Origin of the sequence: Desulfosalsimonas propionicica (genome assembly GCF_013761005.1) — a bacterium.
Lineage (GTDB): Bacteria > Desulfobacterota > Desulfobacteria > Desulfobacterales > Desulfosalsimonadaceae > Desulfosalsimonas > Desulfosalsimonas propionicica.
Genome location: NZ_JACDUS010000005.1, coordinates 122,940 through 136,016 on the forward strand (window position 1 = coordinate 122,940; position 13,077 = coordinate 136,016).

17 protein-coding genes are annotated in these 13,077 nt (G+C 53.8%); 12 read left to right on the top strand and 5 right to left on the bottom strand.

Annotated elements, in window-relative coordinates:
* Positions 1 to 30 precede the first annotated feature (30 nt).
* Positions 31 to 729, bottom strand: coding sequence for a hypothetical protein (locus HNR65_RS10480; RefSeq protein WP_181551454.1), 699 nt, complete (start codon positions 727 to 729; stop codon positions 31 to 33).
* Between the two features lie 325 nt (positions 730 to 1,054).
* Entirely contained in the window at positions 1,055 to 1,795 is a 741-nt protein-coding gene (locus HNR65_RS10485) for an XRE family transcriptional regulator (RefSeq protein ID WP_181551455.1), read from the bottom strand.
* A 106-nt stretch (positions 1,796 to 1,901) separates the two neighbouring features.
* Here HNR65_RS10485 and HNR65_RS10490 point away from each other — a divergent pair, with 106 nt between their 5' ends.
* The gene (locus HNR65_RS10490) at positions 1,902 to 2,156 is read left to right on the top strand and encodes a helix-turn-helix domain-containing protein (protein ID WP_181551456.1); all 255 of its coding nucleotides are present in this window, start codon (positions 1,902 to 1,904) and stop codon (positions 2,154 to 2,156) included.
* A gap of 226 nt (positions 2,157 to 2,382) precedes the next feature.
* Here HNR65_RS10490 and HNR65_RS10495 read toward each other — a convergent pair whose 3' ends face one another.
* A complete protein-coding gene (locus HNR65_RS10495; RefSeq protein WP_181551457.1) occupies positions 2,383 to 2,658 on the bottom strand; it encodes a hypothetical protein in 276 nt (91 codons plus the stop codon).
* Positions 2,659 to 2,749: 91 nt separating this feature from the next.
* Here HNR65_RS10495 and HNR65_RS10500 point away from each other — a divergent pair, with 91 nt between their 5' ends.
* Positions 2,750 to 3,319 (top strand): phage antirepressor N-terminal domain-containing protein, encoded by a 570-nt coding sequence (locus tag HNR65_RS10500; RefSeq protein WP_181551458.1) that lies wholly within the window; start codon positions 2,750 to 2,752, stop codon positions 3,317 to 3,319.
* Between the two features lie 70 nt (positions 3,320 to 3,389).
* Positions 3,390 to 4,235, top strand: coding sequence for a hypothetical protein (locus tag HNR65_RS10505; protein WP_181551459.1), 846 nt, complete (start codon positions 3,390 to 3,392; stop codon positions 4,233 to 4,235).
* Between the two features lie 11 nt (positions 4,236 to 4,246).
* Here HNR65_RS10505 and HNR65_RS10510 read toward each other — a convergent pair whose 3' ends face one another.
* Entirely contained in the window at positions 4,247 to 4,552 is a 306-nt protein-coding gene (locus HNR65_RS10510) for a hypothetical protein (protein ID WP_181551460.1), read from the bottom strand.
* Positions 4,553 to 4,630: 78 nt separating this feature from the next.
* Between HNR65_RS10510 and HNR65_RS10515 the strand changes: the two genes are divergently transcribed.
* From HNR65_RS10515 to HNR65_RS10530, 4 genes are all read left to right on the top strand, one after another.
* The gene (locus tag HNR65_RS10515; protein WP_181551461.1) at positions 4,631 to 5,137 is read left to right on the top strand and encodes a hypothetical protein; all 507 of its coding nucleotides are present in this window, start codon (positions 4,631 to 4,633) and stop codon (positions 5,135 to 5,137) included.
* A gap of 138 nt (positions 5,138 to 5,275) precedes the next feature.
* The gene (locus tag HNR65_RS10520) at positions 5,276 to 5,455 is read left to right on the top strand and encodes a hypothetical protein (RefSeq protein WP_181551462.1); all 180 of its coding nucleotides are present in this window, start codon (positions 5,276 to 5,278) and stop codon (positions 5,453 to 5,455) included.
* On the top strand, positions 5,436 to 5,966 hold the full coding sequence (locus tag HNR65_RS10525; protein ID WP_181551463.1) for an AAA family ATPase: 531 nt from the start codon (positions 5,436 to 5,438) through the stop codon (positions 5,964 to 5,966). The genes HNR65_RS10520 and HNR65_RS10525 overlap by 20 nt, the downstream gene beginning before the upstream one ends.
* Before the next feature lie 3 nt (positions 5,967 to 5,969).
* A complete protein-coding gene (locus tag HNR65_RS10530; RefSeq protein WP_181551464.1) occupies positions 5,970 to 8,381 on the top strand; it encodes a phage/plasmid primase, P4 family in 2,412 nt (803 codons plus the stop codon).
* Between the two features lie 163 nt (positions 8,382 to 8,544).
* On the opposite strand, the gene HNR65_RS10535 is transcribed toward HNR65_RS10530, so the two are convergent.
* Positions 8,545 to 8,688 carry a hypothetical protein gene (locus tag HNR65_RS10535; protein ID WP_181551465.1) on the bottom strand — a complete coding sequence of 48 codons (144 nt, stop codon included), beginning with the start codon at positions 8,686 to 8,688 and terminating at the stop codon, positions 8,545 to 8,547.
* A 65-nt stretch (positions 8,689 to 8,753) separates the two neighbouring features.
* On the opposite strand from HNR65_RS10535, the gene HNR65_RS10540 reads away from it, so the two are divergent.
* The 5 genes from HNR65_RS10540 (at position 8,754) to HNR65_RS10560 (ending at position 13,070) form a co-directional block, all read left to right on the top strand.
* Complete coding sequence (locus HNR65_RS10540; RefSeq protein ID WP_181551466.1) at positions 8,754 to 9,122, top strand: hypothetical protein; 369 nt, start codon at positions 8,754 to 8,756, stop codon at positions 9,120 to 9,122.
* 480 nt (positions 9,123 to 9,602) lie between these two features.
* Positions 9,603 to 9,944 carry an ASCH domain-containing protein gene (locus HNR65_RS10545; RefSeq protein WP_220128358.1) on the top strand — a complete coding sequence of 114 codons (342 nt, stop codon included), beginning with the start codon at positions 9,603 to 9,605 and terminating at the stop codon, positions 9,942 to 9,944.
* A complete protein-coding gene (locus HNR65_RS10550) occupies positions 9,941 to 10,453 on the top strand; it encodes a hypothetical protein (RefSeq protein WP_181551467.1) in 513 nt (170 codons plus the stop codon). The genes HNR65_RS10545 and HNR65_RS10550 overlap by 4 nt, the downstream gene beginning before the upstream one ends.
* Positions 10,453 to 11,127 carry a DNA cytosine methyltransferase gene (locus tag HNR65_RS10555; protein WP_181551468.1) on the top strand — a complete coding sequence of 225 codons (675 nt, stop codon included), beginning with the start codon at positions 10,453 to 10,455 and terminating at the stop codon, positions 11,125 to 11,127. The genes HNR65_RS10550 and HNR65_RS10555 overlap by 1 nt, the downstream gene beginning before the upstream one ends.
* Positions 11,124 to 13,070, top strand: coding sequence for a terminase gpA endonuclease subunit (locus tag HNR65_RS10560; protein ID WP_181551469.1), 1,947 nt, complete (start codon positions 11,124 to 11,126; stop codon positions 13,068 to 13,070). The genes HNR65_RS10555 and HNR65_RS10560 overlap by 4 nt, the downstream gene beginning before the upstream one ends.
* The last annotated feature ends 7 nt before the right edge of the window (positions 13,071 to 13,077 follow it).

Here is a 13,077-nt window from a genome sequence, read left to right on the forward strand (position 1 = left end):
AAATGAAGCGCAGTGGAATTTGCATCCGAGTTAATTTGCTTGGTTAGGCTCCTCGGGCTTCACAATTTGTCTTTTAAGACATGCCATCATGTCAGATAATAACCCTACCAAACGGTTCTTGATTTCTGCATTATTTGAAATCGCATCGTGAATTTGGTATTCATCAACATACTCATTTCGTCTTGCCTTTCTCAGGTCAATCAAATATTGTTTTCCAAACTGAAAGCCTTCGAATTCACTGAGAACGTAATTTAATTCCTTAAAATGCCTGTCCTCTATAAGCAATGCGCTTTTTCTAACTTTTAGTCGTGTATCATGTAGCTGCCGAGCCAGTTTTCGTAAATTAGTTAAATTTGCTTCTTCCCATAGCTTCGTTACACATACTTCAAGATCGCATAAAGACGCCCATAAATCGTTATATAATTCAAATTGCTTTTCAGTATAACGAAGCAAGCTTGCCTTTATAATTTCATACTCGGTCCCAATTCTGGCTTTAAATTGTTCTATCTCAACTGCATTGCTTGCAGACAACTCGGACTTCAATTGCTCTAAATCAATAGCATTGCTTGACGCTAAGTCAGATTTGAATTCCTCTAAATCCTTGTCATATTCATGCTTTATAGATCGGGTGAGTCTTTCTTTAATCCAAGTTCTTGCCAGCCATGCAACAGCGCCTATTAAACCTGTTGTAATTGCAGTGCTTGCTAAAATTGTTGTAAAGAAATTCATTAATCCCTCGTTTTTCTAAGGAGCATAACGATAAATATATGCCTGATCGGCTTCATAACACCTAAAAAAGGGCCTCAAAACTTTTATTTATTTTCAGCATGTTATTTTAAATTCACTCAATATAATGGGTTATATGCGCCTCAGATTGAGTGTGGCTTCGATTAATGGAGTTCCTCCATAGGGTTTCGGCCTGCTCAGACCTCCTCAAGGCTGCGCCACATCCAGACGGCGCGGCCGACGACGAGTTCATTCCAGCCGAAGTCTGTCATTTCGGGTAAATATTTGCGGTTTTCCCTGACAAGGGCAAAGTCCCTCTACGTATACTCTATTCTGTCTTTATAAACTGTTTGGCGCACCAGATGACTTCACCGATGATGCGGATGTTTTTGGGGTTTGCTTCGTAGGGTGAATATTCCTGGCGGTTGTCGCTGATGATGCGGATGGAGCCGCTGACCAGGTATTCCAGGCGCTTGATGATGATGGTGTCTTCGATGCCAAGGGCATAGATGCTGCCGGATTTGATGCGGGTGCGGCCCATGTCGATCATGACCGTGTCACCATCCGAGATGGTGGGGGTCATGCTTTCGCCTTCCACGGTCATCAGGACGATGTTGCCGGGGCCGGTGGCTACCTTTCTGAGCCAGTCCTTTCTGAAGGCGTAATATTCCCCGTATTGTTCTGTCATGACCACGTTTCCGCCGCCAGCGTTTAAGCGGGCTTCGGCCATGGGAACGAAGTCAAAGTAGCGGGCATCAATCTTGGGTTGTGGGGGTTCGGCCTTCCAGGATGTTTCAGAAGAAACATTAAGGGGGGTTTTGTCCGGGTCTTTTTCATAAAGTAGGATGCTTCGGCCAAGTTTAACCATTTCTTCATAATCCCTGCCGAGAGCCTTTGATATAGCATAAAGAGTTTCAATACTTCCGCTGCTTTTCCCCGATTTGATCCGGTTTAGTTGTGCATGGGAAATATTGGCTTCAATAGCGACGAAAGTCTGAGCTCCCCGCCCTTTTTCATCCAACAGATGATTTAATGCCGCCTTGAAAGCCTCTTTGTAATCTTCATGCATAAAGGACTAACCTTTTTTTATTACGGACAATATTACCAAAGGTAATAAATTAAAAGAAAAATATTTTCCTTTTAATGTAAAAATCGGTTGACAATATGTAATTTTAATGCAAATTAAAAATCAAAACGTAATTAAAAGGTACAAAATGCCAACTCAAATAGAGCTCGCAGCAAAGGTCAAAGTTTCTCAATCGATGATCAGTTTTATTTTGGCTGGCAAGCGCCGTCCTTCATGGAAAAAGGCAAAAAAAATAGCCGAAGCAACCGGCACCAACCCAGTCCTTTGGCTGGAAGGTTCGCCGGAGGAAATGAAGGCCGCCCTTTCCAATAATGGAGGGGGCAAAACCCCAAACCAGGGCTGAAGGCAATCGGGTGTGGCAACCAGGGTTACTTCAGCCCTTTTTTTCAGGTTTTTCACTCAGGTCGCTTTTGGGTGGCCGCCGACAAGCAGGCGCTATCTGAATACGAGGCCGTTGCTTTGGGATCTTTAAATTTTTGAGGCAAGAAAGGAAAGGTCGAAATGGCGGAAAAATCGCAGGAGCACGGTTCGATCAAGGCGCTGGTTGATTTCATGCAGGGGCGGCAGGGCTATTCCGGTTCTTCCGAAAAAAGGATGGCATTTTCATCAAGCGGGCCTTCAACCGGCTCCAGCACCACGCTTGAAACCCGGACATAAGGCGCTTGCATTGTCTCGAAATAATCAACCGAAGAAAAGGTTATCAGGTCTTTTGAGTAGGCCGCTTTTTCAGCCTGGGAGTATAGCTTTTCCTTTCGGTCTTCCGGGATTGTTTCGAGTTTGCCGCGTTTGGATGCGTAGATCAGCCGGCCGTCTTCAAGGAAAAACTTGATTCTGTACTGTTGCACTGCTGGCTCCTTTGGTTGGCGATTTATCAAGAATGCAATTCAGATAGTTATCACTTTCGGGGCAAAAACAAAAGCAAAAGGGAGGGATATCATGACCGACCGCAAACACCTCACTCCGGTCTCCTTTCACGGAGACACCATTTACACGGTTGAGCACGAGGGCGAACCCTATGCGCCCGTGCGGCCCATTGTGGAAAACATGGGCCTGGCCTGGCCGCCGCAGCGGGAAAAGCTCAGGCGCCAGGCCGATCGATGGGGGGTGACGATTATCGTTACACCTTCGTCTGGCGGGTCCCAGGAGACCGTGTGCATCCCGGTGAGAAAAGTGGCCGGGTTTCTGGCCACCATTAACCACAACAAGGTGAAAAACGGCCTGCGGGCCAAGGTGCTGGCCTATCAGCGGGAATGTGACGATGCGCTGTGGGATTACTGGACGCGGACGCAAAAGCGGGATCTGCCGGTTTGGAAGGGGTTGCTGGCGCGGGCCGGGGATGGGACGATTTCCCCGAGCCAGCGGATCCGGCTGTTGTCTCTTGCCATGCGGTTTGCCCGCATGGGCCGGGCCGAACAGGAGGCTGCAGCGGAAACCTATGCGGAATTCTGCCGGCGCGCGGGCAGGGCAACGGCCCAGGCCGGGGCCGGAGGCCTGCCGCAGGCATAGGATGGGGGTGGTGCCGGGCGCGTTCATGCCCGGCAGGATAGCTTACCGGATTTGAAAAGGAGAGGCCGAAATGAGTGAAGAAACAAAACAGGATCAAGAGTTTAGGTGCAGCCGGTGGCTGCAGTTTTTAGATGAGGCCATCGGCAACCAGGCGGGCATTGACTGCCTGCAGGAGTTTTTTGGGTATTGTCTGACCAGGGATGTGATTTTCGCTAAGGCCTTGGTCCTGGTTGGGCCTGCCAGATGCGGAAAGTCTTTGATTCTTGATGTGCTGCGGGAAACACTTAAACCGGCACCTGTGACAAATCTGACCGTCGAAGAAATGGGGAATCAAGGCTTTCGCCGTTTTTTGCAGCCCTCTGTTTTAAACGTATCAACTGAAGACGATCTTCGGGTTGCTCTGGACAGCGCTTATTTTAAAAGCCTTCTGGCCGGAGACATGATTAATGCTTCTCATCCACCAGGTGTTTTTCCAAATTACCGAACCTTTACTTTCCAGCCATTTTGCAAGCTCGCCATTAAAACCAATCATTTCCCGCCGGAGCTGCTTCGATCCCAGGCGATGATGCGGCGGCTTCTTTTAGTGGTGTTCAGAAATGCCCCGCATAAATCATCGCGCATACGGGGTCTGTTTGACCTTTTTAAGCAGGAAATGAAGGGCATCCGTTTATGGGCGGAAGCCGGGCTGGCCCGCCTGGTTAATCGCGGTGCTTTTACGGAACCCTGCCTCATTCATGACAATGAACTGGACGCGCTTGAGCAGGGCGGGGTTGCCCTGTGCTGCAAGAACACCGTGGAATCGCCAATGAAAAAACTGGACCGGTTTATCCGTGAAAACGGGTGGTCTTACGATTTTGCGGTGACAGCCTCAAGAGCGCTGCTGCTGGAAGAAAAATGCCGGAGGCTTGGAGGTTAAAACCCCCGGCGTCACAGCTTAATTTCACCCGATTTAATTTTGAGGGTCAACTTATGGTTAGCGAAATCTGCGCGACTGGAGCCATCGACCTTACGACCGTTGGCTTTGCACCAGGCAAGAAAGTCGTCTGCGTAAACATCTATCTTTACAACTTTAACCCCCGGCAGGCCGCTGTATTGGTTGAATCCCATCTCCGCCTTTTGCAGCCAGTCCGCAAAGGTATCAGGGAGGTTCGCTTTGTCTTCGCAGATAGATAGCACTTTCTTGTATTCAGCTTCGGATGGATACCATGCAAAAGCAAAGACTTGTGGTTTCATATGCAGCGCTCCTTCCATTTTGGTGGGCAGATTATGACAGCAAATAAATACCATTTATACGCAAAAAGGAAAAGTGAAATGAACAGAGAACCCAAAGCCCCGCCGTTGAGAAGCTGGCAGGTGTTTTCCGCAGGTATCTATCACATCAAAAAAGATGTTCTGGCCAGGATGTTTGGTGTTTCCCTGCGCCAGGTGGAACGGTGGGCCGCTGATCCGGACACCACCGAAAGCCATCAGAAAAACCCCATCGACCGGTTGGAAGCCATGTGCCGGGCATTTATGACCCGTGGGCAAAGCGAGATTGCCCGGATTATCGCCGCGCGCCTGGCGTATGTGGTCAATTGCGAGCTGCGGGATGTCGATGATGTGGAGCCCAGCGCCGAGACCATCCAGCATGAATGCCTGGAGGACTATCCGCCGGTGACCCGTTTTCACGCGGCCATCAACGAGTATCGCGACGCAGAGCAAGTCCGGCATTTTCTGGCCGAGGCCAAGCGGGAACTGAATGAAACCTATCAGATGTATCTGAGGGGGGAGCATGGCAAAGGGGGCGTGCCAGCGGAGCAAGAAGGCCAGAGAGATTAAAAAACAGGCTGTGGCGGCCGGGCTGCCGGCCGGATTTTCCCATCCGTCCCACATCGCCGGGGTGAAACGGTGCGCGCGGCGGCACCGGCACAAGGTGTATGCGGTGGAACGGCGGCGGATCATCTGGAGGTTTGCATCATGATGGATCGGATCAAAGCGTGGATATTTTGCCTGCTGTTTTTCGGGGGGTATTTGCTGGCCGGCTCTGAAAGCCCGTATTTTCCGGTAAATATTTTGATCGGCGCGGGCATGGTGGCCGCATCGATTTTCTTTGTACCTGCATTGGAGAGGTTGGCGGATGTACTCGAAAAAAAATGATCTGGGCAACATCATTGCCTTTTCCGGCGCCCAGGGCACGGGCAAGACCACGGCGGCCGGCCGGTTGGCAGAGGTTTACCAAACAGCCACAAAGCTTTCCGACGCCACGGTTTGTCTGATCACAGACGTTGAGCGGCAATGCCCGTATCCCATCAACCAGGAGACCACCCACAAGGCCCAGCAGTGGATATTTAACAAGCAGATGGCCGCCGAGATCACGGCGGCCGCGGAGTATGACGTGGTGGTGACCGACCGGACCCTGATGGACGTGATTGCCTATTCTTTTGCAGCAGGGTTCCGGGCCCAGGCCGATGACATGCTGCAGGTGTGGCGCCGGCATGCATCCTATTACCGGAGAATCGTGTTTCGCAGCATTGCCACAAACCACTGGAACGTGGAAGACGGCTGCCGGGACACGGACGCGATATTCCGGGCGCGCATCGAGGCCACATTGTATGAGCTGTACCGCTACGTGGGCATGACCACACAGCCGCAATTTTTTGAGGTATAGGCCATGGGTATTGCAAAGGAGCACTTGGACGAGCAGCAGCGCCGGGCAATCGCCCAGGCGTGTTTTACGGTAAAAAGCGGGTGGGACGCCGATGAAATGATCGGCCTGTGCCCGTTTCACGATGAGAAAAACCCTTCCTTCTCATACAACCCGGAAAAGGACCTGTTTCATTGCCTGGCCGGCCATTGCGGTGTGTCCGGCGATCTGGCGGATTTGTGGGCGCACGCGAACGGATATGGCGCAGACGATGGGTTTAAGGCGTTTTGCGATGAATTCGGAATCGACCGCGGCGGACATGGCGGCAAGCGGGATCCGGGCCATCCGCCGGTGCCGGGCACCCGGAAAAAAGCCAAGGCTGCGGCAAAGACAAAGCAGCAGGAGGACCCGCCGTATCTCGATGATGTTTACGCCATGCTGGGCGACCTGCCCGAGACCTGGATCAAGTATCTGGAACGCAAAAGAGGGTGGTCCAGGGACGTGATGCAGGCCCTGGGCCTGCGGCTGCAGACCCATTATCAGGCCAAGACCGGGGAGATCAAAAAGATCAGGCACCCGGAGCGCGTGGCCATTCCGGTGCCTGATGAAGACGGCCACGTGCGAAACATTCGCCTTTATAAGCCCGAGGGCCTAAAGGAGGGCGAAAGCAAAATCTTTTCCTGGGGCAAGGCCTATGGAGAAGCCCGGCTTCTCCCCCCGGCCCCTGATGACCGGTCCCCGGTGCTGCTGTGCGAGGGCGAACCAGACATGATCTGTGCCCGTTCCCAGGGCTTTAACGCCATCACCCAGACCGGCAAGCCAAAGAAATGGAGCCGGGAGCATGCGGGCAAATTCGAGGGCCGGGACGTGGTCATGGCCTATGACGGGGACCAGGCCGGCGAACAATACGCCAATGTGTATGCAGCCCCGCACCTGGCCAAGGTGGTGCGGTCCCTCAAGACCATCGAGTGGCCCGAGGAGATGGGCCGGCGCGTGGACGGCACCTGGCCCGAGGATCACGGCGAGGACCTGACGGATTTTTTCGTAAAGCATCGAAAGAACGTGGATGATTTCTGGCAGCGGATCTCTGATGCGCAGCCGGTGGATATTCTGAAGCATGTTTCCGCCCAGGCCCTTGAGTTTTTCGAGCGGGGGTTAAACGACCGGGTCAGCTTCAAACCCCGGCGCCTGGCCGAAAAGATCCTCTCCGAGCACCAGCTTTTGACCGACCCGGAAACCGGCTTGTTTTACCGCTGGAACGGCCGATACTGGGAGCAATACCACGAGGATCACGTCAAGGCCCTGGCGCTTCGCTACCTGGGCGGGGAAAGCCAGAAAAGCCGGGCAGAGGATGCCGCCTACCAGGTGCGGATATTGAGCACACTGCCCCACGGCCGTGCGGTCAACGACTTCAAGGACTGGGTATGCGTGCGAAACGGCATGCTCAACCTCGAAACCCTGGAGCTAAAGCCTCATCACCCGGAATATTACGCCACCTACGAGCTAAACGTCATCTATGATCCGGATTCAAGCCGCAGGTGTGACCGGTGGCTGGATTATCTCAAGACCAATATCCAGACCCCCGGAGTGATCGCCCAGGCCCAGGAATTCGTGGGCTATTGCCTCACAAAGGACGTGCTGTTTGCCAAGTGCCTGATCCTGATCGGGCCCGGCAGCGACGGCAAGAGCGTGTTTTTAAAGATCCTGCGGGAATTGATCGGCCATGAGAACACCACAAGCGTGTCATTTGCCGACCTCGAGGACCAGTTTTTGAGATCGAGCCTTTACCAGAAAGCCATCAATATCAGCACGGAGATCGGCTCCAGGGCCATGGAATCGCCGTATTTCAAGGCCATCACCAGCGGTGATCCGATCAATGCCGCATTCAAGCACAAAAATACTTTCACGTTCACGCCCCATTGCAAGCTGGTATTTGCCAGCAACAAGCTGCCCAGGGTGCTGGACAACTCTGACGGATACTTCCGGCGGGTGCTGCCCATCCAGTTCAAGCGCCAGTTCTTCGAGGGAGACGCGAACACGGATCCGCACCTGTTTGAAAAGCTCAAGGGAGAGCTGTCTGAAATCTTTTCCTGGGCCTTGGTGGGCCTTCACCGTTTATGGAAGCAGGGCCGCTTTACCGAGAGCCGGGAAACCGATGAGCTGATGCTTGGATACAAACGGCTCAATAACCCGGTGCTGTGCTTTGTGGATGATATGTGCCACGTCGGCCAGGAGCACCAGGAGAGCAAGAAGGAAATGTACAAGAAGTATAAAGAATACTGCAACGCCGGCGGCTACAAGATTCTTTCCCGGGAAAACTTTTTCCGGGAGCTCTACACAGCCGTCAATAACCTGCAGATGATCCGCCCCAGGGTGAACGGCACCCGGGAACAATTCCTGAAAGGAATCGCCTTAAATGGATTCGCCAACGAAGAATAACCATGCATCTGCCCTGGTCAGGGCGTCGGCCGGTTTGGGCCGGCGGTTTTTCCCCGCGGCCCCCGTGCCCCCCTGTGATCTCCAGGGCGGTCAGGGTGGTCAAGGTGCGGTCAGGGTGAAACCGCTTCACCTTGACCAGGTAATCAATAACCATTCCAGTTATTTAATCCAGGGTGGTCAGGGTGGTCAGGGTGAAACGCCACATCAATACACATGCGCGCGCGTGATAGGCCCTGTAAATATTTTTGCTTTTATAAAAAAGTACCTTGACCACCCTGACCACGCCAGTAATGACGCGGGTTTTCACCTTGACCACCGGCCCTGACCAACCCTGACCACCCTGACCAGGGCCCATAAACAGGAGGTTTTCAGATGATCGGCAACCTTGCAGCCAAATATGACATTGACATCGAGCTGCCAAAAGACCCGGCCACAGACCATGATGCACCAGGTGCACCCATGCCGCGGACCCTCGAACCCGTGTCCACCCCATGGCGCGATTTCCCCAGAGTGGTGGCTTTGTCCGATTTCCTGAAGCAGCACCAGGAACACGGCATCCAGATCGTGCGGCGGGACAACGAGGTATACATGCACTTTGCCCCGCCGCTTGACAGGGAGGACCAACAGCGCTTGGAGATCGCCGGCCAGGCCCTGGAGCTTTTCGCCCAGGCTGTAAATGACATTGAGTTTCTAATGCACCGCGGTTTGATCTTGATCCATGATCATCCCGGATATCATTAACGGGTCCTTCCGGCGACTTGGTTTAATACGGTTTCGTGCAGCGCGAGTTGTCAGAGGTTTTGGAAAAATAAACAGGTGGAAAAATGGAAACTGCCGAAAACACAATCAATTTAAATTTTTTCACGGCTACCGACGTGGCGAAAATCTTCGGGCCGAATTTTTTGGATGCTGATGTTTGCCGGCAGTGGATATTGAGGCGGCTGCATCCGGATGGCGCTTTTTGCCCGTGTTGCGGATCTGGTCTGACCGGTACAGCACTGGGTCGTTTTTGGCAGAGCCGGACCGTTACCTGCCGGAGCTGCGGCAGAGATTTCACAGCCCGGACCGGCACCATTTTGGCAGGCAAAAATCTTTCTTATCAGGAAATCGTCCTGATGGCCTGGCTGATGGCGCGCGGGGATTCGAACAGCGAGATATCGGAAATCATTGGATGCAACCGGGAGACTGTCCGGCTGTGGAGATTTCAACTGGAGGGATAGCATGCCCAGGAATATGAGCTTTGCGATTACGACCGATCAGGTGCGAAACCAGATCAAGACCGTTACACGTCGCCTGGGATGGTGGTTTCTGAAACCCGGAGACGTTGTCAATGCCGTTGAAAAGGCAATGGGATTGAAGAAGGGCGAAAAAGTCAAAAGGATCACGCAAATTCGAATTGTTTCTGCAAACCCGGAGCCCCTTTGTGCAATCGATGAATCCGATGTGGTTAAAGAGGGGTTCCCGGAGTTGACCCCGGAAGAGTTTATCGAGATGTTTTGTCGTCACAATAAGTGCACGTCGCAGACCACGGTTAACCGTATCGAGTTTGAATATTTGTCATGACCAAGGCCCTGAAAAACATTCCCGCGGTGGTGGAGTACCTGGACCGGGCCGGATGGAAAATTGGTAAGTCGGCTGCCTATAAGCACAAGAAGGAAGGCAAGCTGCTGCCGTCTGCAGATGGGACGTTTCCGCTCAAGACCGTTGAGAAGTATGCAAAGCAATGGCTGGAGAAAAAAGACGGATCCGGGACTTTGGATGATCTGCAGGAAGCCACGGCCAAAGCCCAGCTGGAAAAGCTCCAGGCCCAGGCGCGGCACTGGGACACAAAGACCAAGATTGAGATGGGTGAATATGTCCACCGCAATCAATGGGACCGTGAATTGGCCGCGAGGGCAAAGGTGTTCCGCTCAGACATGGAAAATTTCATCCGGGCCCAGGCCTCAGAGATCATCCGGATCGTGGAAGGTGATCCGGAAAAGGCGCCGGATCTGATTGAAATGTACCTGGAACACCTGGAAGCCTGGCTGAACCGGTACAGCAAGCCAAAGACATGGAAGGTGGTTGAGTAATGCTGAATCAGCCTCCATTTTTGCTTTCAGTTTATGACTATACTGGCAACTGGGCGCGCCCTTATATCGATGCCGGATGGCGGGTGCTGCTGTGGGATCAGCATTTTGAAGGGAGCATCCTTGAAGGGTTTGGCCGATTGGTCAGCCTGGTGGAGGAAGAAAATGAGGGCCGCGTGGATGGACTGTTAGCCGCGCCGCCGTGCACTGCATTTGCTGCATCCGGTGCCCGCTGGTGGCAGTACAAAGATTCGCCAGGGTCTGCAGAGCCGCCATGGGAATCCTTCACCGAGCAGATGGTGGGCCTGACGCTGATCGTGTGGGAAATGGTGGTCAGGTTTCGGCCCAGGTTCTGGGCACTGGAAAACCCTGTGGGCCGGATTGAAAAATTATGCCCTGAGCTCAAGCCTTTTCGCCGGATGTCGTTTAACCCGTGTGATTATGGCGATCCCTATATAAAAAAGACAATCCTGTGGGGAGATTTCAACCCAAACCTGCCCCGCAACCCGGTCAGGCCGGTTGAAGGTTCAAAAATGCACCGGCTGCCGGCCGGCCGGCGCAGGTCTGAATTGAGAAGTGTTACGCCTTCCGGATTTGCCCGGGCCTTTTATAAGGCGAATCACGATCTTTCCATAAACTTTGCCAGTGGAAGGCAATTGGAGTTATTTGCATCATGATCCAGGAAGCCCATGAAATAATCGATCCGACCGAAGACGTGGCGCCGGAGTTTATCTTTACACCCTCGGAGCGCCGGGTGTTTAAGGAGAAAGAAAAGGTCACGGTGTCGCAGCATGCCGATGCCCACCGGCAGGTCACGCGCGGGCCGTGGAAGGGGCAGTGGGACACGGCCAATACCGAGTATCTGCGGTTTCCCATGGATTTGTGGAACAGGCCCTGGATCCGCAAGATCTTCATGTGCTGGGCCCCGCAGACCGGCAAGACCCAGGTGGCCCTAAACTGCCTGCACTATGCCATTGACCAGGATCCGGACACGGCTTTTTATGTCATGTCCACCGAGGGCACCACCAAGCGGATCAAGCAGAAACAGATTGATCCCTTGATTGAGTCCAGCCCGCGCGTATCCGACCTGGTGGCCGACTCCACAAATTATTCCATCCAGTTTCAAAACGGCATGGACCTGATGCTGGCCTGGGCCACGTCTGTTTCCGCCCTGGCATCGGAGTCGGCCCGGTACATGTTTTTCGACGAGGTGGACAAATACGATCCGCCCATCAACCTGGACCTGGGTGACATCCGGACCAACGCGTATCCGCACACAAAGAAGCTGCTGTATTACACCACGCCCGAAGACGAAACCGCGCCCATCACCCGGCTGATTCGCGAGGAGGCGGATATCCTGTACCGGTTTCAGGCCCGGTGCCCCAAGTGCGGCCATTATCAGTTCATGGAATTTGACCGGATCAAATGGCCCAAAGACATCCGGGACCCGCGCAAGGTCACCCGCCGCAAGATGGCCCGGTATGTGTGCGTATCCTGCGAAATCGGCTGGACTGACGATCACAGGGATGTGGCCGTCCGAAATGGCCGATGGGTTCCGTTTGTGGGCAAACATCCCATGTTCGGTGATTTCCCGGAGCCGCCGGACCGGCCCGTGTCCGTGGCCTTGCATCTGCCGTCCTGGTATTCCCCCTTTATCTCCCTGTCTGATGTGGCCGCGGCCTTTCTGCATGGACTGAAAGACCCCAACAAACTGCGGATTTTTATCACCCAGCACAAGGCCGAGCCCTGGGTTTTCCGGGTCAAGACCACCACGGAAGATCAGGTGTTAAAAGCCCGGATCCCTGAGCTCAAACCCCAGACCGTGCCTGCAGCCGCCGTGGCCCTGACCTGCGGCATTGACGTTCAGAAATATGGCTTCTGGTTTTTGGTGCGCGCCTGGGCCCGGGATTATACTTCCTGGCTGATCCATTACGGTTTTCTGTCTTACTGGGCGGAAATCGACGACCTGCTGTTTATGCGGGAATATCCCCGGGCCGGCGGCGGGCCGGGCATGCGTATCTGGCGGGCCGGGATCGACACCGGCGGCGGCCAATACGAGGAGGAAATCTCATCGGCCGAGCAGGTTTATCTCTGGCTGCTGGAAAACCGAGTGGGCCGGGGCAGCCAGGTATGGGGCACCAAGGGGGCGTCCAAGAGCCTGGCCAGCAAAATTTCCGTGGGCAAATCCCTGCAGCACACCCCATCAGGCCGATCCATACCGGGCGGATTGTCAATTATCAGCCTGGATACGGACAAACTCAAAGACACGGTGCATTTCAGACTGGAAAAGGCCATGGCCGGCACCGAGGAAACCGCTCAAATGGCCGCCTACCTGCACGCGGACACAAAGGCTGATTATGCCAAACAGATCATGGCGGAAGTCAAAAAGCAGGACAAAAAGGGGAAAGAAACCTGGGTGCAGGAATACCGGGAAAACCATTTGCTGGACTGCGAGGTCATCGCCCACGCCCTGGCCGATCCCGAGTGGCCCGGCGGCGGGGTGCACCTGCTGTCCGAGCCGGCCACCGAAGACCCGCCGCCCAAAAAGCCGGCCCAGTCCGCCAATCCGCGGGAGAGGGCCGCCGCGATCCGTGAACGAATCCGAAACCACCGAAGATAAAGGGGGT